The following is a 19,762-nucleotide window of genomic DNA, read 5'->3' on the forward strand; positions in this document are numbered from 1 at the left end:
CGATGCAGTTCCGCAAGGCGGCCGCCGTGCTGAACGTCAGCCACCTGCGAAGGGCCCAATGCGTGCGATCTGCTTCCCGGGGCGCCGAACCCGAAACACGGTGTGTTCACGGGTGGTCTTGTGTAACCGCTGGGTATGTTCTGCTCGGCAGCCTGGGGATGTCGCGTATCTGCAGGGTGCTGTTTGTCTGGGGCGATCCGGCTTCGGGCTCGATTTCTGCCGGGCCCACCAATCGCCCTGCGCGCTGCGCGGTCGATCCGCTCTCGCCCCGTGCCCGGCCCATGGCGGGGGGATTTCCGCGCGCCTTGCGGGCGGGCGTCGTTCCAGTCGGCGGCGCATCGGGTAAGCCCGGCGGGCAGGCCGAACCCTCCTCTTGCGCGCCCCACTACCCAGTCCGCACGCTTACCGCTCCGGGCGCGCGCCGATACGTTGGAAAGCCAACGAATGCGGGGAGAAGCGCCGTGCTCAGGTGTTGCGTTGCCGTTGCCGCCTGGACTGTCCTGTCAAGCTCGGCGGCACGAGCAGAAATCGCCATCAACATGGCCATGATCAATGGCGGAAGCCTGCAGATCTTCGGGCGGATCAGTCCCGCACGCAAGGAGAAGATCGCGCTCGACGAAAAGTACACCTCCGAGACGGACGCCGAGGGCCGCTTCGCCTTCCAGCTTCCTTACCATCCGGCGAGCTGCATCGCGCGGCTCAAGGCCGGCGGGGAGGCGCGCGACGTGGTCGTGGGTTACTGCGCGCCACGCGAGCCCGAGCGGGTCGCCGCAGCCGAGCCGAAGCCCGCCCGGCTTCTGCCGGCCGCGAATCTGCCCAAGCCCGAGATCGGTCCGCGCGGTCCGCAGGGCGTCGCAGGTCCCCAGGGGCCGGAGGGTCCGCAGGGGGCGCGCGGCGAGAGGGGGGAGGTCGGCCCGGCCGGCGAGAGCGGGCCGGCAGGACCGCGCGGGGAGAAGGGCGAGCCGGGGCCGCCCGGACCACCCGGGCCCCACGGCGAGCGCGGCCCCGTCGGACCCGCGGGCCCTGCGGGCGCACCCGCGCCGGCCGGCATCGCCCTGCGCGTACAGGTCGAGGCGTGCGCCAGCGGCGGCCGGTGCGTCGCAAGCTGCCGGGACGACGAGTTTGCGGTGAACGGCACCTGCAGCGGGGGTGAGCGGCCAGCGATGGACGAGACCAGCATCTACTGCTTCGGCATGGGGCGGGCGCCGGCGGCCCTCCGGGCCCGCGCGATCTGCGCGCGCCAGTAGCGGCCGGCATATGCACATCCCGCTCGGCCCCTCCCCGGCCGGGGCGGTGTCGCGTCGGACCGCGCACGGGCCGTCCCGGCCGTGGGACGGTGCCGGGCGGATGGCGCCCTCCTCGCCTTCCAGCATCCCGCGCGCGTGAATATACGCGTTCGTGATGGACTGACCTTCGGCCCGGGCTCGTTGATTGCGCTGGATGACAATCGCCGGCTGCGGGACGAAGCGGATGCCATGCTGTGACGGGCCGTCGTGCAAGAGACCCCCGCGGCCTGCCCGGAAGCCGCCGAACCGCGAGCGCCGGGCGGCTCTTCTCCTGCCGGGAGAGAAGCTCTGGCTCGCCTGCACGATCCGGAACCTGCATCGGTTCGGTGCAACCGTGGAATTCGATGCGGATCTGTCGCGGGAGAGACGGTCCAGCCAAGCGTGCCACCTGCGCTCCGACCGCCTCTCGATCGATCGACACTGCGACGTCACCTGGATCGACGCGCGCACGCTGTTCGCGAACTTCCGTGAGCGGGCCGCGATACGGAGCGCGTAGAGGATCGACCGTCGCACAGCACGCGATGTCTCGCGCGGGCAGGATCGTTGGGCCGCGCCCGTCGGGCGTCATGCGGCCCGTCGTGGCGTCGGGCGAGGATGGACGTGCGGGCGACGGCGGCGACCGCGGGGCCGTGCGGACCTTGATCCATGATATTGCGGGGTCGTGACGATTGCAGATCGGCGGATGCGCGGGTGCGGGGACTGAATTTACAGCGCGGTCGTCATCATATAAGTCGTTCGACACTGGGGAGCGTGTTGGTGCGGGAACACGCGATGACCGATATGACCCCGATCGCGGCCGAAGCCGCGGCGCGCCTGGCCTTCAGCCTCATGCGAAGTGCCTATCTCGACCTCGCCCAGACCTTGCTTCGAATGGAGGAAGGGCCCGCGCGCGCGTTGCTGCAGGGCGTCGAGCACCGGATCGCGTACCGCCTCGGCTACCTTGGAGAGGGTATCCCCGAGGATGCGCCGCAGAAGACCGCGATCGCAACGGCTGCCGGACGCGTCCGTGCCGTGCTTCGCGAGGCGCAGGCGACCTGAGGGCGCTGCGTCGTCCCGCACGGATCGCGGGCGGGCGCTCGGATCCGCCGTCCCGCCGCACCCTGGCCCGGGGAAAGCTGGGGACGAGGAACGGTGCGCGGTCAGTCGGCGCCCTCGGACGCTTCGGGGCGTCCTTCGCTGGCTGGCCGTGACCGGGGTGCGGGCTGCTCGACGCGGCGGAAGCGGACGCGGGCGCGACGGAACAGAAGTGCCTGCGGATCCCTTCTCCTCACACACGTCGCTGGGTGGGCGGGCCGCAATGTCATTCGCGTTCTTCGGTCAGCTCGTCCCGTCGGCCCTGCTCGATCCGTCTGGTCTAGCCGGGACGCCGCGCGGGCCGCAGGCGAGCCCGTCCGAGGCGCGGCCGCGACGCCGGCCCGACGCCGACCTTGCGATGGACGCGCCGACCGAAGCCGTCCAGCCGACGGACTCGGAGCGCGCGCATGTCGGCGGTGCGCGACGCTGGTCGCGCGCGCCTTAGCGCCCGTCACGAGATTCCCGTCGCACCGTCGCGTGCCGAGGCAGGGCGCCCGCTGATCGGACGTTTCGTGCGGTCCTCCAGGCCCTCGTCGGACAGGCAGGCCGCGATCGCAGGCCGAGGCTGCGCGCGATCGGACTTCCGCGGATCGCGGCGAGGCCGAAGCCGGTGTGGGCGGGTCGGAACCTTCGACACCTGACGGCATGCGCCGAGCGCGCCGACGCGGCGACATGCCATGGGGCCCCGGACGGCGATCCCGCTCGCTCGGGCAACGCCAGCGGGACCGTGACGGATGGAGGGTGGATGCCCACCTTGTATACTGTATGCCAAGAGGCTAGGCTGTTGGCCAATATCCTCTGGAGCACCCCGCTCCCATGCGGTGCGCTCCCTGCCAGGGCGCGCCGACCTCTATGTACAGCATCAGTCTCGGCCTCATCGAAGCCGGCCCTTCCCTGTCCGTGCCGAAGGGCCTGAGCGCCATAGAGCGGGATGTACTGGATGCTCTCAGCGACGAGTACGTCAGCACGACCGTCATCAAGTGCCGTGCGAGACTGCCGATCAACCAGCGGAACGGGCCGACCCTCCAAGCCTGCATCGACCTGAGGAGCCGAGGTCTGGCCGAGAGCATCGGATCCGGCCTTTCCCTGCGCTGGCGCAGGAGGACGGCCGATGACGCGTCCATCGCGCCCGAGGGAGGCGGGATCGATCGCTGAAGCCCGCGAGGCTTGCCCGGCCCGGGCCCTTCCGTCTCGGCCGCGAACCGCGCGGTTCAGGACGCGGCGATCAGCGCCACACCGCCGATCATCAGCAGGCCGCCGACGATCCGAGGCAGGCTGGCGGCATGGCGCTCGAACCCGACCCAGCCGAAATGGTCGAGCGCGATCGAGGTCAGGACGCCGGCGGTGACGAGCAACCCCGTGAATGCGGCCGCTCCCACCCTCTGGGCGACGAGAAGCTGTGTCGCCACGATGCCGCCGCCCAGGACGCCGCCGAACCACGCCCACCACGGAATGCGGGCGGCCTCCTCGAAGGTCGGTAACGCCAGGCGGCCCGAGGCCAGGCCCGCGGTCAGGATCGTCAGAAGGGTCCCGACCCCCACGACCAGGCCGGCCGTGAGCGGTTGGGAGAGCCCTCGGGCCAACGCACCGTTCTGCCCGGGCTGGATCGCGTTGGCGATGCCCGCGAGCAGGACGATGCCGTAAAGGTACCACATGTTGGGATCCGATCCGCACCACCACCGGAAGTGGAACGCGCGAGCCTGGTCTACGCTTCAACGCGGCCCCGCGATGCGTCGTCCGCGCCCCGCCGACCGCACCCGCACCGCGTCGCGCGGCCCGGGATCGTGCTCGACCGACGAAGCTTCGGAACGCCGCGCGCAGCCGTGGACCGGGTGCTCGTGAGGAACGGTGAGCCTTGCCGGCCGATCACGCGGAGGACGCCGGCCTGCGCCAGAAGCGCAGCGCTTCGATCGAAGACCGATCGCTCGGCATGGCTGCGGACCGAACGCGAGGCGTGCCGGAACGTCATGCGAAAACTGCATGCCGGGCTTGAGGCATGTGGTATACCAAACGGAGGCGTGCAGTGCGATATCAGCCTCATCGCACTGCACCACAGGACGCCCGCCGATGACCCTCCTCGCCGCTCTCGCTCTCCTCCCCTTCGCCGCCGCCGTTCACGTCTCGCTGGTGATCGCCCTGGCCAAGACCTTCGACGGCGACGCCCAGAACGCTGGTACGGCCGGTGCCGTCCCGACCCTGGCCTGATCCACGGAGCGGCCGCCCTCCGCGGCCATGACGACGCAGCCCGTCCGGTTCGCCGTGGCGGGCTTTGTCTTGTCTGCATTGTGGCCGTCGCTGCCGCCGGCCGCGGCGCGGTGGCGATGACGTGACGGCCGCGGTCTCGCGGGAAGTCGTGAAACCGCCGAACTGGGCGTGATTCGGTGGCCACGCCGCCCCGGCCGTGCCCCCGACTGTCGCACGGTGCGGGGCCGCTCCGCCTCGGGGCGCGGCGTTCAGGGTAGGGGCGCCTCCGCCCGTGTCGCGGTCCACACGACGTGGCGCGGGCCGGTGTGGCCGTTGGCGGGGATGCGGGTTTCGGCGACCGCGAAGCCGTGGCGCTTCAAGCGGGCCTTGAACTTACGATCCGGTGAACCGGACCACACCGCGAGGACCCCCGCGGGGCGCAGCGCCCAGCGCAGGCGCTTGAGGCCCCAGCCGTCGTAGAGCCGGTTGTTGGACCGGCGCATCAGGCCCTCCGGCCCGTTGTCGACGTCGAGCAGGATGACGTCCCAGCCGGCGGGTTCCGACTGGATGAGGCGGTTCACGTCGGTTTCCTCGACGCTGACGCGCGGGTCGTCCAGGCAGCCCGCGAAGACCCGCGACAGGGGGCCACGCGCCCAGGCCGTCACCGCCGGCACGAGCTCGGCCACGACGATCCGCGCGTCGGGCCCCAGCGTGCGCAGAGCCGCGCGCAACGTGAACCCCATGCCGAGGCCGCCGATGAGCACGCGCGGAGCCGGCGTGTGCGTCATCCGGGCGCAGGCCAGCGTGGCCAGGGCCTCCTCCGAGGTGCCGCGCGTGCTGTTCATCAGCTCGATCTCGTCGACGACGATCGTGAACTCGTCGTCCCGCTGCATCAGCGCGAGGCTCCGGCCGCCGCCCGGCACGGGGCCGGTATCGAGGTGAACCCAGGCGTTCATGGGGAGCCCTTCCGGTGTTGGCGGCGACGGTCCCCGGCCGGGGGGCGTCGACGGAGCGGGCGGGGCCGGCTTCGGCGCCCGTCAAGGCCGCTCCATGGTCTGCGTCCCCTGCTCGGGTACGGCTTGCCCCGCGCGCCGGGGAGCGTCTATCAGCCCTCATGGCCAAGCGCATCAAGTCCCTGCCGCAGGAGCGCGGTTTCGTGCTCTTCGACGTCGTCTACGCGGACGGCAGCCGCGCCTCGAACCGGCGTGTCCCGGTCGAGATCCTCGGCGGGCTCGACGGCGACGCGCCGGCCGAGCAACTCATCCTCGAGCAGGATCAGGAGATCGCCCGGAAATCCGGGCGGCCTGCCCGCGAGATCCAGAGCCTGTCCCGCTCGCCGGCTCCGGCCCCGAAGGTCGTCGCCTGATCGATCGCCCGGGTCTGTCCGCCCGGTTTCCCCGCTGCGGTCAGGCCGCGTTCGGCGGGGAGATCGCGGCGGCCGGGCGCGGCGCCGTGCGAGCCTGCAGCCAGGTGGTGAGCGGCTTCTCCACGAGATGGTGGAAGAGGAGTGCCACCGCGCAGGCGAGGACGAGCGAGGCGGCGAGCATCGGCCAGTAGCCGAGCCTGTCGTGGAGCCCGGCGGCCACCCAGGCCTTGCGGAAGCCGAAGATCACGAAGGGGTGGCTGAGGTAGAGCGCGTAGCTCGCATCGCCCAACCGCGCGGCGAGCCGCGTCCCGAGGCCGCCGGACCCGGCTCTCCGCCACCGGGGTCCGAGCGCGGCGGCCGCGACGAGTAGCGCCGCCGGCACACCCCAGCCGACCACCCGCAGGACGTCGTTCGGCGTGGTCCAGTCGAGGGCCTGATGCCCGGATCCCATCGGGTCCCAGGCCAGGGTGGCGACGGCTGCCGCCACCAGCGCGCCGCATGCGGGAGCCGACAGGCGGACGCTCGCGCGCAGCAGGAGCGCGAGGCCCATGCCGAGGGCGAATTCGATGAGGATCGGACGCGTCCAGAAGAAGGCGGCCGCCCCGAGCGGTCCCGGCAGGCCGGCCGGCACCAGGGCGCCCAGCAGGACCAGGGCGGCCAGCACCCCGGCGACGCCGAGCACGGCGCGGCCCCGCGCGAACCCGATGAAGAGCGCGAAGACGCCGTAGAAGAACATCTCGTAGTTGAGGGTCCAGCCGAGCGTCAGGATCGGGCGCGGGATGCCGTCGCCGAAGGCGTCGGTCGGCCAGAAGGCGAAGGAAGCCAGGATATCGGCTGTCGCGGGCAGCACCTTGCCCTCGGTCGCGGCCGCGCGGATCAGCAGTGCGAGGTAGAGCCCGGTGAACAGCCAGTAGAGCGGCACGATGCGCACGAGGCGCCGGCCGAGGAAGTGGCCGGCCGCCTCCGGCCGGGCGAACAGCCGCTCCGAGCTGTAGACCATGATGAAGCCGGAGATGACGAAGAACAGGTCCACCCCCGCCCCCCAGGGCAGGGTGAAGATCCGCTCGAAATCGCCGCCGAGCTTGAGGCTCTGGACCTTGGCGTCGTGCTGGGCGTGCCCGAAGGCGACCGTGAGGGCCGCGACCCCGCGCAGGATCTGGATGGGAACGATCTGGTTCATGGGAGGCCCGGACACGCTCCTGCGCGGCGCTCCCCGGAGCGTAGGCGGACCCGCTTAACGCGGGCTCTCGCCGCCGCCCGCATCCCGCGACAGCGTTAAGCGTTCACCGCGCAGGGCAATCGCATATGCCGCGCGAGTCCTGAGCCGGATCGAGCGCGGGTCCCCTCTCCCGTGCGGGAGAGGGACAGGGTGAGGGACGAGAACTGTCAGGATCGGGCGCGATAGGCCCGCTCGGTGGCGCCGCGCCATGTCCGTAAAATTCTCATCCCTCACCCCAACCCTCTCCCGCACGGGAGAGGGGGCGCGTTGCGGCTCGGGCGCGATCCGAGACGGGTTGCCGCCATATGTGCGATCGCCCTGCTCACCGCGGCTCCCCTGCCCGGGCGCGCAGCCACGCCCAGCGCGCGACGTGCAGGCCCCAGACCATGCCGAGCATCATGTAGACGTGGCGCCACTTCTCGATGTCGATCTGGAAGCCCTGGAGGAAGAACATCAGCAGGGCCGGCCAGGCAATCTGGGCGAGGCGCTGGTAGGGCGAGGGCGTCAGGCAGAGCCGGAAGCCGACCGCGGCCGTGGCGAGCACGATGCCGAGGAACGCGAAGCCCGCGATCCAGCCGCCGTTGGAGAAGGCGCCGATATAGGAGTTGTGCGGCTCCAGGCCGAAGACGCGGCGCCAGCGCAGGGGGCCGAAGCCCTCGGGGCGCTCCAGCAGCATCTCCATGCCGCGGCGCTGGTTGCCGAAGCGCCCGGTCTCGCCCTCGTCGTAGTCCTTCGTGGCGACCGCGCGATCGCTGAAGCGCGCCGCGACGCCGTCCAGCGCGAACAGGCCCCCGATCATCGCGGCCCCGCAGACGAGGGCGACGGCACCGAGGCCCGCGATCCGGCGCCGCAGCGCCCGCGTCGGCGCCGTGACCCAGGCCATGGCGCTCATCAGGCCGATCCCGAGCAGGCAGGCCGCCCAGGAGCCGCGCGAGAAGGACAGGAAGATGCAGGCCAGGATGACGAGGAGCGCGGTGAGCGAGCCGAGAATCCGGCGGGTGCGCCCGGTGATCAGGTTGTGGATCAGGTAGAGCGCCGCGAGGATCAGGAACGAGCCGAGCAGGTTCGGGTCCTCGAACACGCCGGAGGCGCGGCCGTCCATCGTGAACAGGATGCCGTCGCCGAGCACGTCGAAGTAGCTGAGGATGCCGCAGACCGCCGCGAACAGGCAGCTCGCCAGATAGGCCCGCAGGGCGAACTCGACCCGGCGCGGCGTCTCGTCCGAGAAGAACATCACGAAGAAGACGCCCGTGACGATCAGGTAGACCGACTGGAAGGTCCACTCCCCCGGCAGCGTCTCGTCGAGATAGGGCAGCAGCGAGACGACGAGGCAGGTTCCGTAGACGAGGAGCAGCGCGAAGATCGCCAGCGCCGCCCGGTGGAAGCGCAGGCCGAGCAGCGACCAGAGCAGCAGGGTCGGGATCGCCACGAAATCGTAGGGCGAGGGCCGCAGGAAGGTGAAGCAGGTGAAGAACAGGAACAGCCAGAACAACCCGTAGCCGAGGGATTCCAGCGCGGCCCGCACGGGCAGGCGGCCGAGCCGGGAGACGCCGGGGGATCGGGGCCGGTCCGGCCCGGCGATGGTGGTGGCGTGCATCGGGGCGGGGTCCGGACGCGGGAGGCGCTGTCGATCGCCGCGAGGATCCACGAGCCGGATCAGCAAAGCCTTAAGGCTGCGGGCCTGCGGCGTGCCGTCCGGGGGCGGAACCGCGGTCTCGTCTCGCGGATTCGAGCCCGCATGGCCGTTCCCCACAGACACGAGGCGCCCCCGCGCCCGCGCGGCGCGAAAGCCGCCCCCGAGGCCGCCCCCCAGGCCGCGCCGGCGCCCGACCTCGCCGCGAAGGCGCTCGCCGTGCACCGGCTGCTCTGCCCGGTCTACGGCTGCCCGATCCCCTACTTCCACGCGCTCGATCCGGTGAGCGAGCTCGTCTCCTCGCTGCTGTCCCACCGCACGCGCAACGCGGATTCGGGCCGCGCCTTCAAGGCGCTGCGCGCCCGCTACCCGGACTGGGCGGCGCTGATCGCCGCACCGGTTCCCGAGGTCGAGGCGACGATTGCCGGGGTGACGTGGCCGGAACTCAAGGCGCCGCGCATCCAGGCGGTGCTCGCCGCCGTGCGGGAGCGGGCCGGCGGGCTCGATCTCGGCTTCCTGGCGGGGATGGAGGTGGAGGCCGCCCGCGCCTGGCTCGAAGCGATCCCGGGCGTCGGCCCCAAGACGAGCGCGGCGGTGCTCAGCTTCTCGGTGCTGCGGATGCCGGCGCTGCCCGTCGACAGCCACCATCACCGGGTGGCGCAGCGCCTCGGCCTGATCGGCCCGCGGGTCGATGTCGGCCCGTCGCACCCGATCCTGCGGGCGCAGCTGCCCGCGGACTGGAGCGCGCAGGACCTCTACGACAACCACGAGATCCTGATGCTGCACGGCCAGCGCGTCTGCCACCACCGCAACCCGGCCTGCGGGGCTTGCGTGCTCGCCGAGATCTGCCCGAGCGCAAGGGTGGCGTAACGGGGTTCCAAGGGGCCCAAGGCCCCTTGGCAGGGTCCGGGGCGCGCAGCCCCGGGATTGGCCTCTCCGGCCCGGCTCTGCCGGGTCGAAGAGGCCACATGCAGGGCTCTGCCCTGCACCCGCCAAAGGTCTTCGACCCTTGGGACCCAGGACCACCCGCGCTCAACCTTGACCCGGTCCCTGCCACCTGATCAGAAGCCGGGTCCCGCCAGGTCGGCGGGCCTCAGTGAGGCGGGGTAGGCGCGCGATGGCCGCGTTCAACGAACTGGTGTTCTCCGGCGTGCAGCCGACCGGGAACCTGCATCTCGGCAACTATCTCGGCGCCATCAAGCGCTTCGTGGAGATGCAGAACAGGGACGCGCAGTGCCTCTACTGCGTCGTCGACATGCACGCGATCACGCTATGGCAGGACCCGCAGGCCTTGCGCGGCCAGATCCGCGAGGTCACGGCCGCGTTTCTGGCCGCCGGCATCGACCCGAGGCGCTCCATCGTGTTCAACCAGAGCCAGGTGCCGGCCCATGCCGAGCTCGCCTGGATCTTCAACTGCGTCGCCCGCATCGGCTGGCTCAACCGCATGACGCAGTTCAAGGACAAGGCCGGCAAGGACCGCGAGAACGCGAGCGTCGGCCTCTACGCCTACCCGGTGCTGATGGCCGCCGACATCCTGGCCTACCGGGCGACGCACGTCCCCGTGGGCGAGGACCAGAAGCAGCACCTCGAGCTGACCCGCGACATCGCCCAGAAGTTCAACACCGATTTCGCCGGCTCGATCATGGCCCACGGCCACGGCGAGGACGGCTTCTTCCCCGTCACCGAGCCGCTGATCGGCGGGCCGGCAGCCCGGGTGATGTCGCTGCGCGACGGCGCGAAGAAGATGTCGAAGTCCGATGCCTCTGACAACTCGCGCATCAACCTCACGGACGATCAGGATCTGATCGCCCAGAAGGTGCGCAAGGCCAAGACCGACCCGGACCCCCTCCCCTCGGAGGCGGAAGGCCTGAAGGGCCGGCCCGAGGCCGACAACCTCGTGGGCATCTACGCGGCGCTCGCCGAGACGACCCGCGAGGCGGTGCTGGCGCAGTATGGCGGCGCGCAGTTCTCGGCCTTCAAGGGCGCGCTGGTCGATCTCGCGGTGGAGAAGCTCAGCCCGATCAACGCCGAGATGAAGCGGCTCACCGCCGATCCCGGCCACATCGACGCCGTGCTGGCCGACGGCGCCGCGCGGGCCGAGGCGATCGCCGCCCCGACCCTCGACGCCGTCAAGGACATCGTCGGCTTCGTGCGCCGCACGCGGCTCAGCCCGGTCTGAGACCGTTTCCGGCTGATCGGTTCGGTCTGACGCATCGTCTCGGAACGAGGCGCGGGTCCCCTCTCCTGTAGGGAGAGGTCTGCTTTCGCAGAAAGCCGGGTGAGGGGTATGACGCTCCCAGAAGAGGCGGAGGCCTGAACGCGCGTCGATTGCGTGCTCAAGTCTGTGAGGTCATACCCCTCACCCCAACCCTCTCCCTCTGGAAGAGGGGGCAGGGCGCGGTTCACCTCACAGGGTCGAACCCATCGACCGGAAACGGTCTGAGACGGGACCGTCCGGATGGCCTCAGGGCTGTGTCCTGAGGCCGCCCTCACCGCTCAGCAGGGCGTTCCGCCCCCGCGCCGTGTCGCGGCCCTTCGCGTCCCGAGCGGCAGCGGATCCCCGGGCGGCAGCCTTGCGGGCCGCGAAGAGCAGCAGCGCGGCGAGCGCCAGCATCGCTCCGTCGAAGCCGAGGATGACGGCGTCGAACGGCCCCGGCCCGGCGACGATCCGCACGCCGTCCGCCACGGCGACGCCCGCGTAGAGCGCCGCCCCCGTCCGCAGCATCTCCGGCCAGGCCCGCTCGGGCGGGCGCAGGAGCCCCGCGAGGCCCACTGCCGTCCAGACGGCGAAGAAGGCCCGCACCTCCCACTCGGCCCGGGCCGCGAGATCCACCGGCAGCAGGCGGTTGGCAAGGAAGAAGGCGGCGATGCCCGCCGGCAGGCCGGCGATCGTCGCGATGTTGAGCCCGCGCACGAGGCGCAGGCCGAACCCCGCGCGCGCGCCGGGTTTCGGCACCCGCGCGACAGCCCAGAGCAGCAGGCCCGTCGCCACCATCGCGCAGCCGGCAAGCCCCGAGAGGAAGAACAGCAGTCGCAAGGTCGGTCCGGCGAAGTGCGCCTCGTGCAGGCCGACCATCGTCGAGAAGGTCTTGGTCGCGGGCTTGAGCGCGCCCTGGCGGACCTCCAGGAGCGCGCCCGTCGTCCCCGCGAAGGCGACCTGCGGGTGCTCGTGCGAGAGACCGTGCGGCTCCTCGAACACCGCCACCACCGTGGCGTTCGCGTCCCCGGGGTTCTGGACCGAGACGCGCTCCAGGGTCTCGGGCACGGCGGCGATGGCCTGGAGCACCATCGGCCCGATCGGTGCCAGCGTGCCGGGTTGCCCGGCGGGCGGGCGCGGCTTCGTGATCTGGCCCGACTCGTGGAAGAGTGCCTGCGCGTTGCCGTCGTAGGCGGTGCGCACGCCCCAAGGCATGTACATCACCGCCAGCGTGACGAGGCCCGTATAGGTGATCATCAGGTGGAAGGGCAGCGCCAGCACGCCCGTGAGGTTGTGCGCGTCGAGCCAGCCGCGCTGGGCCGACTTCGCGCCGCGCCGGAAGGTGAAGAAGTCGGCGAAGATGCGCCGGTGCGTGACCACGCCGGAGACCAGCGCCACCAGCATGATCAGGGCGCAGATGCCCACGACCCAGCGGCCCCAGAGCGGGGCCATGTGAAGCTCGAAGTGGAAGCGGTAGAGGAAGTCGCCGCCCCGCGTCTCGCGCACCCGCGCGGGGGCGCCGGTCTCGGGGTCGAGCAGCACGTGGCCTGTCGGGCCGCCGGGCCGCGTGCGCCAGAACAGCTCGGTCACGGGCCGGTCGGGGCGCGGCGGCGTGATGAACCACGCCCGCGCCTCGCCCGCATGGGTCTCCATGTAGGCGACGCCGCGCTCGACGGCCGCCGCGACGGCCTCCGGCGCGAGCGTCTCCCGGGCGCCGAGTTCGGGCTGCATCCAGTGCGCGATCTCGGCCTTGTAGTAGCTCGCCGTGCCGGTGACGAAGACCGCGAACAGCACCCACCCGACCACCAGGCCGGACCACGCGTGCAGCCACGCCATCGATTGCCGGAAACCGGTGCGCATGGCCGGCCCTTACCAGCGGTAGCGCAGGGTCGCGAAGACCGTGCGGGGCGCGCCGTAATAGCACCACGCCTGGTAGATGCAGCTCTGCACGTACTTCTCGTCGAGGAGGTTCTGGGCGTTGATCTGGAGCTGCATGCCCTTCAACGTGGCGTCGAGATAGCCGAAGTCGTAAGAGGCGAGCGCGTCGATCACATAGTTCGCCGGGACCTGGAAGCTGTTGGCCGCGTCGCCCTGCGAGGCGCCGAGATAGCGCACGCCGCCGCCGATGCCGAGGCCGGCGAGCGGCCCGCTGAGGAAGCGGTAGTTCCCGAACAGCGAGACCGAGGTGTCCGGCACCTGGGTCGGGCGTAGGCCGAGTAGCGGCACGGTCCGGCCGGTCAACTCGTTGACCGTGGTGCCGGTGCCGGAATTGACGATGTCGATCACCGAGACGCCGCCGACGAGGGTCAGGTTCTCGTTGATGTTGGCCCGTGCCTCGAACTCCAGGCCCTGGGCGCTGACCTCGCCGGTCTGAATCGAGAAGCGTGTGCCGTTGACCGGGTCCGGCGTGAGGCCGTTCACGCGTTTGATGTCGAAGGCCGCCGCGGTGAGCAGAATGTCGGTGCCGGGCGGCTGGTACTTCACGCCGGCTTCGAACTGCCGGCTGCTGGCCGGATCCGGCAGGCGGCCGGCATCGGGGCGGCCGTCGAAGATCAGGCCGCTGAGGATCGGCTCGAAGGCCTCCGAGTAGCTGACATAGGGCGCGACGCCGCTGTCGAAGAGGTAGAGCAGGCTGGCGCGCTTGGTGAAGGCCTCGGCCGGCACGTCCTGGCTCGTGACCGAGCCGTTGGTGAAGGAGCGGGTCGGGCCCGACTGGCGCGCCCAGTCGTAGCGCCCGCCGAGCGTCAGGACGAGGCGGTCGAACTTGATCTGGTCCTGGAAGTAGATGCCGGTCTGCTGCGCCGTGATGTCGGAGACCGAGGTGAAGGCCGGGAAGGCGATGGTCTGACCGTAGAGCGGGTTGAGCAGGTCGAGCGACGGGGCGTCCGGGAACGGCGTGGCGAAGGTCTTGGTGTAGAGGGTGCGGTGGTCGAGTCCGACGAGGACGCTGTGGCTGAAGGGACCGGTGTCGAAGTTCCCCACGACGTTGTTGTCGGTGGTGAAGGCGTCGAGCGCCACGTCCGTGCCGATGACCGAGCGCCTCAGGAAGCGGCCGTCCCAGCTGTTCCGCCCGCCGGATGCCGCGAAGTTGTTGAACGTGCTGGTGTAGACGCTGCGGTAGTCGCCCAGCGTGCGCAGGAAGCGGCCGGTCGAGTGGAAGCGCAGGCCCGCGTCGAAGCTGTGGTCGAAGATGTACTCGGCCGAGGCCTGGGTCCGGTCGGAGCGCTCGATATTCGGATCGCCGTCGTAGAAGTTGCGCGGCAGGCGCCCGAGCGGGCCGCCCGCGATGCCGAAACTCGACGGGAAGACCGTGCCGAGGCCCGGTGCCGCCCCGTAATAGCCCGAGAATGGGTCGCGCTGGTAGTTGGCGATGATCGTCAGGTTCGTGTCGGCCGAGGGACGCCACGTCAGGCTCGGGCTGATCAGGGCGCGCTCGATCCGGGTCGTGTTGACCGGGCCGTCCGCGTTCCAGCCCGAGGCGATGATGCGGTAGGCGAACTGATCGGCGAGCGGGCCGGCCTCCGACGGGATCGGGCCGCCGACGTCGATGCCGCCGCGCAGGGTGTGGAAACTCCCGCCCTGCACGAAGATCTCGCCGTGATTGACGAATTGCGGGACCTTGGAGACGAGGTTGACGAGGCCGCCTGGGCCGGACTGGCCGTAGAGCACCGAGGCAGGCCCCTTGATGATGTCGATGCGCTCCAGCCGGAACGGATCGACCGTCGCGTTGGCGTCGCGTCCCCCGGGCAGCAGCATGCCGTCGAGGAAAACCGGCGCCTGGAAGCCGCGGATGAGGAAGAGTTCCAGGCGCGTCTCGCCCGACGCGCCGCGCGTCTCGCTGGCGACGCTCGGCGTGAAGCGCAGGGCCTGGGTGACGGTGAGTGCGTTCTGGTCCTCGATCTGCTTGCGGCCGATCACCGAGATCGACTGCGCCGTCTCCAGGATCGGTGTGTCGGTCTTGGTGCCGACCGTGCTGCGGCTGGCGACATAGCCCGGCACCGCGCCGCTCGCGCCACCCGGCCCGTAGAGTGCGCCGCCGAGGCTGCGCGCCGCGCCCTGCCCCGTGACGCTCAGCTCCGCCAGCTCGACCTCGGAACCGGCCGCCTGGGCCCGGGCCGCAACCGGAATCATCAGCGCAAAGACAGAGGCCAGCAGAGAGGTTCGCAACGATCCGTTCAGAGTCGTTATAAGGTTGTTCTCAGTCTCTGAGGTGGAAATCGGCTTCATTGTCTCGGCCTTGATGCGACGATCGAACGGAAGGATCGTCGCGATTACGCGAAAATCACGGTTCTGTGATCGATCTGATACCAAGTAATAGCCTGTTTCCAAGCGATATCTTGTGTAATTATTCTAGATACAAACCCGCCCCGGCAGGACCTCGCGGGCGCGTCCGGGCCGCCGAGGCCGCGCGGGGCACGTATGTCCGAGGGGCATCGACGGAGCCGGTCCGGAGGCCGATCGTTCCGCCTTGAAGGCAGCACGGAGAAACCGATGCGTGACCCGGTTGACGACCCGCACGACCTCGAGCGCTTCGTGGCGGCGCAGCGCGACGCCTACGGCACGGCGCTGGCCGAGCTGCGGGCGGGGGCCAAGCGCAGCCACTGGATGTGGTTCGTCTTCCCGCAGATCGCCGGCCTCGGCCGCAGCCCGATGGCGCAGCGTTACGCCATCCGCTCGCTCGCGGAGGCCCGGGCCTATCTGGCCCACCCGCTGCTCGGGCGGCGGCTGCACACCTGCACCCAGGCCGCCAACGGGCACCCGGAGCTCACGGCGCTCACCCTGTTCGGCTCGCCCGACGACGCGAAGTTCCGCTCCAGCATGACGCTGTTCGGTCAGGCCGATCCGAACGAGCCCATGTTCCGGGAGGCGCTGGCGACGTTCTTCGACGGGCGGCCCGACCCGCGCACCCTGGAGGCGCTCGGCGGCTCGTGAGGACGAGCGCGAGGCGACGCGGATCCTGTGACGACCCGCCGCCCGAACCCGCCCGCCGCGGATCCCGTTATCCGGGACGGAGACGCTCAGGCGAAGGATGACCGCGCCATGACCATCAACCTGTCCCTCATCCGCGGCCACATGGAGGTGGTCGGCCCGGACGGCAGCCATGTCGGCACCGTGGACGCCGTCGAGGGCCGGCGGATCAGGCTGACCCGCAAGGACCCCGCGGCCGACGGCCGGCATCACAGCTTCGACGCCGACCTCGTCGCCGCGGTCGATGACAAGGTCCGGCTCAACACCACGGACCTCGCGGCCGGTGGCTGAGGCTCAGAGCGGATCGTAGCCGGGCTTGCGGTAGAGGCTGTCCATCCGCGCGGCGATCTCCGGGCGGTAGACCCGCTCCGCCCAATCCTCGGGCGCGACGTCCTCGATCGCCACCGAGACCGCCGTCTCGGAGCAGCCCGCGCTCGCCATCAGGGCCCGGGTCAGCGCTTCGGCGATCTCGGCCTTCTGCGCCTCGGACTTGCCGGCATAGAGCTTGACGACGATGTGGGGCATGTCCGATCTCCGCTGGGGGGCGGCGCCTCGATAGCGCGCGCCGCCGGCCCGCTCCAGCCCGCTCAGGCCTCGCCGCGCGCGACGAGCGCCGCGTACTCGGACACTTCGAGGCGGCCTTCCCGGGCGACGCGGGCCTTGTCGGCGTCGCTGATCACGTCGCCGGCCAGATCCAGGCGCTTCCAGGCGGCGAGCGGTGTCTCGCGATCCGGCCGCGGCACGTACTTGTTCTGCTCGAGCTTGCGGTACTTGTGGATGTAGCGCGGGCAGTTGACCCAGATCTTCGTCACGTCCACCCGGACGATGTACTTGGCCTCCGTGTACGCGGAGAGCAGCGGGTCGTCGCGCATCAGCCGGGCGTGGCCCTGCACGCGGACGCGGTGCGGCGTCTCGAAATCGATGAACAGCAGCCCGACCTTGGCCTGCCCCTCGATGTTGCCCATCGAGTAGAACATGCCGTTGCCGTCGAAGCCCGGGAAGGCGAGCGTCGTGTCGTCCACGACCGTCACGAAGCCGGTGCCGCCGCCCTTGTAGGAGACGGTGGGCATCCCGTCGGGATCGACGGTCGAGAGGAAGAACATGTCGCGGCTGCCGATGAAGGCGGCCTCGTCCGGCTGGATCGTCTCGTGCACCCAGTCGGTGTCGAGGCGGTTCGCCAGCTTGACCGTGCCGAACTCTTCCTGGAGCGCGCGGTGCGCGTCCGAATAGAGCGATGCCATTGTCGCGTCTCCTCCGGGGCCTCGTCCGCGGGCCCTTGGGCGCGGTGTTTAGGCCAAGCACCGCCCACGAGAAAGGCCGGCCCCCCAGAAAGGAGCCGGCCCCGAAGCGCGACGGTGGAGGCCGAGCAAAGCACGGCCTCCGAAGTCCCAAATCAATTCTTGGACTTGTCGACCAGCGCCTTCTCGGAGATCCACGGCATCATGCCGCGGAGCTTGGCGCCGACCTCCTCGATCGGGTGGGCGGCGAGCTTGGCGCGGGTGGCCTTGAACGAGGTCTGGCCGACCTTGTTCTCCAGCATCCAGTTGCGGGTGAAGATGCCCGACTGGATGTCGTTGAGGACGCGCTTCATCTCGGCCTTGGTCTCGGGCGTGACGATGCGCGGGCCGGTGACGTACTCGCCGTACTCGGCGGTGTTCGAGATCGAGTAGTTCATGTTGGCGATGCCGCCCTCGTAGATGAGGTCGACGATCAGCTTCACCTCGTGCAGGCACTCGAAATAGGCCATCTCGGGGGCGTAGCCCGCCTCGACGAGCGTCTCGAAGCCGGCCTTGATCAGCTCGACGAGGCCGCCGCAGAGCACGGCCTGCTCACCGAACAGGTCGGTCTCGCACTCCTCCTTGAAGGTCGTCTCGATGATGCCGGCGCGGCCGCCGCCATTGGCCGAGGCGTACGAGAGGCCGAGATCGTGCGCGTTGCCGGAGGCGTCCTGCGCGATGGCGATGAGCGTCGGCACGCCGCCGCCCTTGAGGTACTCGCCGCGCACCGTGTGGCCGGGGCCCTTGGGGGCGACCATCAGCACGTCGAGGTCCTTGCGGGGCTCGATCAGGTTGAAGTGCACGTTGAGGCCGTGGGCGAACAGGAGGGCGGCGCCCTGCTTCATGTTCGGCTCCAGCGACTCCTTGTAGATGTCGCCCTGCAGCTCGTCGGGGGTGAGCATCATGACGACGTCGGCCTGCTTGGCGGCGTCGGCCACGTTCATGACCTTGAAGCCCTCGTGCTCCGCCTTCTTGGCGGTGGCCGAGCCCTCGCGCAGCGCGATGACGATGTCCTTGACGCCCGAGTCGCGCAGGTTGAGCGCGTGGGCGTGGCCCTGGGAGCCGTAGCCGACGATGACGACCTTCTTGCCCTTGATCAGGTTCAGGTCGGCGTCGCGATCGTAGTAAACCCGCATGTCAGTCTTCCTCTCTCGAAGGGGGTGTCGGGGTTCGGGCCCGGCCGTACAGGGCCAGGAACTGCTCGACGGCGCGGTCCGCGTCGCGCCGGATCTCACCGGCGTCGAGGGGGAGCGCGTCGCCGAGCAGAAGGCGGATCTGGATGTCGCGGCCGACCAGACCGATGAAGGTCCGGAAGGCCGCCTCGGTGTCGTCGAAGGCCAGCAGCCCGGCCGCGCGGCCCGCCTCCAGCACGGGCTTCACCCGCTCGCCGATGGCGAAGCGCCCGTTCGCCAGCACGATGCCGCCGAGGTTGCTCTTGCGCGAGCCGGCATGGCCGATGGCGAGGCGGTTCAGCGCGACCGAGGTGTCGCTCGCGATCACCTCCAGCCAGGTCGCGGCGAAATCCTGCAGGCTCTCGCGCAGGGCCGTGACGTCGAGGGCGTTCGGGGCGTAGCGACCGGCATGGACCCGCGAGGCCTGCCAGCGCACCGTCGCGGTGAGCAGGCCGTCGCGGTCGCCGAACCACTTGTAGAGCGTTTCCTTGGAGCAGCTGGCCCGGCGGGCCACCGCGTCCATGGTGAGCTGGTCGCCCTCCTCCACCATCAGCCCGAGCACGGCGTCGAGCACCGCCTGCTGGCGGGCCGACGGGGGCTCGGCGACGGTCTCGGGGACCGTCTCGGGGACCGTCTCGTCCTGTCTGGCGAAGCTCGGCTGCATCGGCTGCTCGGCAGTACCGTACCGTACGGTACGGCGCGTCCTCTAGGCCGATTCGCCCCCTTCGGCAAGAGGGCGATGCGGGCTCAGCGGGGCAGGTCGAGCTTCTCGCGGGCGAACACCGCCTGCACGGCCGGGCGCTCGGCCATGGCGCGGGCATGCGCCGTCCAGGCCGGGAAACGCTCTTCCATGTCGAACTTGCAGGCCGGGCCGCGGCCCCAGGTCCAGAACAGGAGCAGGTAGGGATCCACCACGCTGTAGTGGCCGCCGACCGCCCAGCCGCCGTTCGAGAGGCGCACCTCCGTCATGGTGCAGAGGTCGCCGAACGTGTCGAGCGCCTTGGCCTGGATCCCCGCGAAGGCCGCCTCGTCGGCGGTGTAGCGCTCGGGGCGGCGGATGTGGGCGTAGGTCGTGTGGAGGTTGGTGGAGAGCCAGGCCAGCCACTCGTCGGCCACCGCTTGGTCCTGCGGGTCCGCGGGCCAGAGGGCGGGGTGGAGCCGCGCCACGTGGCGCAGGATGGCGGTGTTCTCGGTGAGCACCCAGTCGCCGGTGACGAGGGCCGGCACCCGGCCGCGCTCGTTCACCGCGAGGTAGCGGGCGGAGCGCTGGTCGCCGGCCTGCAGGTTGAGCCGCTCGGTCTCGAACGGGTGGCCGGCCTCCTCCAGGGCGATGTGGGAGGCGAGCGAGCAGGCGCCGGGGGCGTAGTAGAGGGTGGGTGTGGTCAT

19 protein-coding genes are annotated in these 19,762 nt (G+C 70.7%); 8 read left to right on the forward strand and 11 right to left on the reverse strand.

Annotation, left to right across the window (positions count from 1 at the left end):
* The first annotated feature begins 539 nt into the window (after positions 1-539).
* Together MFF56_RS16460 and MFF56_RS16465 are read left to right on the forward strand one after the other, a co-directional pair.
* A complete protein-coding gene (locus MFF56_RS16460; protein ID WP_238230415.1) occupies positions 540-1,247 on the forward strand; it encodes a collagen-like protein in 708 nt (235 codons plus the stop codon).
* Between the two features lie 795 nt (positions 1,248-2,042).
* On the forward strand, positions 2,043-2,324 hold the full coding sequence (locus tag MFF56_RS16465; protein ID WP_156454011.1) for a hypothetical protein: 282 nt from the start codon (positions 2,043-2,045) through the stop codon (positions 2,322-2,324).
* Positions 2,325-3,571: 1,247 nt separating this feature from the next.
* On the opposite strand, the gene MFF56_RS16470 is transcribed toward MFF56_RS16465, so the two are convergent.
* Positions 3,572-4,015: a DMT family transporter gene (locus tag MFF56_RS16470; protein ID WP_066927241.1), complete on the reverse strand. Its 444-nt coding sequence runs from the start codon at positions 4,013-4,015 to the stop codon at positions 3,572-3,574.
* 412 nt (positions 4,016-4,427) lie between these two features.
* On the opposite strand from MFF56_RS16470, the gene MFF56_RS16475 reads away from it, so the two are divergent.
* Complete coding sequence (locus MFF56_RS16475; RefSeq protein WP_197430751.1) at positions 4,428-4,565, forward strand: hypothetical protein; 138 nt, start codon at positions 4,428-4,430, stop codon at positions 4,563-4,565.
* Positions 4,566-4,813: 248 nt separating this feature from the next.
* Here the strand turns inward: MFF56_RS16475 and MFF56_RS16480 are convergent, their stop codons facing one another.
* On the reverse strand, positions 4,814-5,500 hold the full coding sequence (locus MFF56_RS16480) for a spermidine synthase (protein WP_066927242.1): 687 nt from the start codon (positions 5,498-5,500) through the stop codon (positions 4,814-4,816).
* Between the two features lie 158 nt (positions 5,501-5,658).
* On the opposite strand from MFF56_RS16480, the gene MFF56_RS16485 reads away from it, so the two are divergent.
* The gene (locus tag MFF56_RS16485) at positions 5,659-5,910 is read left to right on the forward strand and encodes a hypothetical protein (protein ID WP_066927244.1); all 252 of its coding nucleotides are present in this window, start codon (positions 5,659-5,661) and stop codon (positions 5,908-5,910) included.
* 40 nt (positions 5,911-5,950) lie between these two features.
* Here the strand turns inward: MFF56_RS16485 and MFF56_RS16490 are convergent, their stop codons facing one another.
* On the reverse strand, positions 5,951-7,090 hold the full coding sequence (locus MFF56_RS16490) for an acyltransferase family protein (RefSeq protein ID WP_238230417.1): 1,140 nt from the start codon (positions 7,088-7,090) through the stop codon (positions 5,951-5,953).
* Positions 7,091-7,451: 361 nt separating this feature from the next.
* Positions 7,452-8,726 carry an O-antigen ligase family protein gene (locus tag MFF56_RS16495; protein ID WP_156454013.1) on the reverse strand — a complete coding sequence of 425 codons (1,275 nt, stop codon included), beginning with the start codon at positions 8,724-8,726 and terminating at the stop codon, positions 7,452-7,454.
* A gap of 141 nt (positions 8,727-8,867) precedes the next feature.
* On the opposite strand from MFF56_RS16495, the gene MFF56_RS16500 reads away from it, so the two are divergent.
* Positions 8,868-9,632, forward strand: coding sequence for an endonuclease III domain-containing protein (locus MFF56_RS16500; RefSeq protein WP_082773353.1), 765 nt, complete (start codon positions 8,868-8,870; stop codon positions 9,630-9,632).
* A gap of 247 nt (positions 9,633-9,879) precedes the next feature.
* Positions 9,880-10,941 carry a tryptophan--tRNA ligase gene (trpS, locus tag MFF56_RS16505; RefSeq protein ID WP_066920823.1) on the forward strand — a complete coding sequence of 354 codons (1,062 nt, stop codon included), beginning with the start codon at positions 9,880-9,882 and terminating at the stop codon, positions 10,939-10,941.
* 285 nt (positions 10,942-11,226) lie between these two features.
* Here the strand turns inward: trpS and MFF56_RS16510 are convergent, their stop codons facing one another.
* Both MFF56_RS16510 and MFF56_RS16515 read right to left on the reverse strand, forming a co-directional pair.
* On the reverse strand, positions 11,227-12,819 hold the full coding sequence (locus tag MFF56_RS16510) for a PepSY-associated TM helix domain-containing protein (protein WP_156454062.1): 1,593 nt from the start codon (positions 12,817-12,819) through the stop codon (positions 11,227-11,229).
* Between the two features lie 9 nt (positions 12,820-12,828).
* Positions 12,829-15,090 carry a TonB-dependent siderophore receptor gene (locus MFF56_RS16515; RefSeq protein ID WP_238230419.1) on the reverse strand — a complete coding sequence of 754 codons (2,262 nt, stop codon included), beginning with the start codon at positions 15,088-15,090 and terminating at the stop codon, positions 12,829-12,831.
* A gap of 360 nt (positions 15,091-15,450) precedes the next feature.
* Here MFF56_RS16515 and MFF56_RS16520 point away from each other — a divergent pair, with 360 nt between their 5' ends.
* Together MFF56_RS16520 and MFF56_RS16525 are read left to right on the forward strand one after the other, a co-directional pair.
* Positions 15,451-15,891, forward strand: coding sequence for a DUF1810 domain-containing protein (locus MFF56_RS16520; RefSeq protein WP_066927845.1), 441 nt, complete (start codon positions 15,451-15,453; stop codon positions 15,889-15,891).
* Between the two features lie 108 nt (positions 15,892-15,999).
* Positions 16,000-16,218 (forward strand): DUF2171 domain-containing protein, encoded by a 219-nt coding sequence (locus MFF56_RS16525; RefSeq protein WP_066927843.1) that lies wholly within the window; start codon positions 16,000-16,002, stop codon positions 16,216-16,218.
* Positions 16,219-16,221: 3 nt separating this feature from the next.
* Here the strand turns inward: MFF56_RS16525 and MFF56_RS16530 are convergent, their stop codons facing one another.
* The 5 genes from MFF56_RS16530 to MFF56_RS16550 form a co-directional block, all read right to left on the reverse strand.
* On the reverse strand, positions 16,222-16,452 hold the full coding sequence (locus tag MFF56_RS16530) for a tautomerase family protein (RefSeq protein WP_066927840.1): 231 nt from the start codon (positions 16,450-16,452) through the stop codon (positions 16,222-16,224).
* Between the two features lie 62 nt (positions 16,453-16,514).
* Positions 16,515-17,168: a pyridoxamine 5'-phosphate oxidase family protein gene (locus MFF56_RS16535; protein WP_066927838.1), complete on the reverse strand. Its 654-nt coding sequence runs from the start codon at positions 17,166-17,168 to the stop codon at positions 16,515-16,517.
* Between the two features lie 152 nt (positions 17,169-17,320).
* Complete coding sequence (gene ilvC, locus MFF56_RS16540) at positions 17,321-18,340, reverse strand: ketol-acid reductoisomerase (RefSeq protein WP_066927836.1); 1,020 nt, start codon at positions 18,338-18,340, stop codon at positions 17,321-17,323.
* Between the two features lies 1 nt (position 18,341).
* On the reverse strand, positions 18,342-19,040 hold the full coding sequence (locus MFF56_RS16545) for a TetR/AcrR family transcriptional regulator C-terminal domain-containing protein (protein ID WP_066927834.1): 699 nt from the start codon (positions 19,038-19,040) through the stop codon (positions 18,342-18,344).
* An 83-nt stretch (positions 19,041-19,123) separates the two neighbouring features.
* Positions 19,124-19,762 (reverse strand): glutathione S-transferase family protein, encoded by a 639-nt coding sequence (locus MFF56_RS16550; RefSeq protein ID WP_066927832.1) that lies wholly within the window; start codon positions 19,760-19,762, stop codon positions 19,124-19,126.

The organism is Methylobacterium hispanicum, from assembly GCF_022179285.1.
GTDB lineage: Bacteria > Pseudomonadota > Alphaproteobacteria > Rhizobiales > Beijerinckiaceae > Methylobacterium > Methylobacterium hispanicum.

Coding starts and splice junctions, on each gene's coding strand:
- MFF56_RS16460 (WP_238230415.1), top strand. CDS start 540: ATGGCCATGATCAATGGCGGAAGCCTGCAGATCTTCGGGCGGATCAGT.
- MFF56_RS16470 (WP_066927241.1), bottom strand. CDS start 4,015: ATGTGGTACCTTTACGGCATCGTCCTGCTCGCGGGCATCGCCAACGCG.
- MFF56_RS16475 (WP_197430751.1), top strand. CDS start 4,428: ATGACCCTCCTCGCCGCTCTCGCTCTCCTCCCCTTCGCCGCCGCCGTT.
- MFF56_RS16480 (WP_066927242.1), bottom strand. CDS start 5,500: ATGAACGCCTGGGTTCACCTCGATACCGGCCCCGTGCCGGGCGGCGGC.
- MFF56_RS16485 (WP_066927244.1), top strand. CDS start 5,659: ATGGCCAAGCGCATCAAGTCCCTGCCGCAGGAGCGCGGTTTCGTGCTC.
- MFF56_RS16490 (WP_238230417.1), bottom strand. CDS start 7,090: ATGAACCAGATCGTTCCCATCCAGATCCTGCGCGGGGTCGCGGCCCTC.
- MFF56_RS16495 (WP_156454013.1), bottom strand. CDS start 8,726: ATGCACGCCACCACCATCGCCGGGCCGGACCGGCCCCGATCCCCCGGC.
- MFF56_RS16500 (WP_082773353.1), top strand. CDS start 8,868: ATGGCCGTTCCCCACAGACACGAGGCGCCCCCGCGCCCGCGCGGCGCG.
- trpS (WP_066920823.1), top strand. CDS start 9,880: ATGGCCGCGTTCAACGAACTGGTGTTCTCCGGCGTGCAGCCGACCGGG.
- MFF56_RS16510 (WP_156454062.1), bottom strand. CDS start 12,819: ATGCGCACCGGTTTCCGGCAATCGATGGCGTGGCTGCACGCGTGGTCC.
- MFF56_RS16515 (WP_238230419.1), bottom strand. CDS start 15,090: ATGATTCCGGTTGCGGCCCGGGCCCAGGCGGCCGGTTCCGAGGTCGAG.
- MFF56_RS16520 (WP_066927845.1), top strand. CDS start 15,451: ATGCGTGACCCGGTTGACGACCCGCACGACCTCGAGCGCTTCGTGGCG.
- MFF56_RS16525 (WP_066927843.1), top strand. CDS start 16,000: ATGACCATCAACCTGTCCCTCATCCGCGGCCACATGGAGGTGGTCGGC.
- MFF56_RS16530 (WP_066927840.1), bottom strand. CDS start 16,452: ATGCCCCACATCGTCGTCAAGCTCTATGCCGGCAAGTCCGAGGCGCAG.
- MFF56_RS16535 (WP_066927838.1), bottom strand. CDS start 17,168: ATGGCATCGCTCTATTCGGACGCGCACCGCGCGCTCCAGGAAGAGTTC.
- ilvC (WP_066927836.1), bottom strand. CDS start 18,340: ATGCGGGTTTACTACGATCGCGACGCCGACCTGAACCTGATCAAGGGC.
- MFF56_RS16545 (WP_066927834.1), bottom strand. CDS start 19,040: ATGCAGCCGAGCTTCGCCAGACAGGACGAGACGGTCCCCGAGACGGTC.
- MFF56_RS16550 (WP_066927832.1), bottom strand. CDS start 19,762: ATGACCACACCCACCCTCTACTACGCCCCCGGCGCCTGCTCGCTCGCC.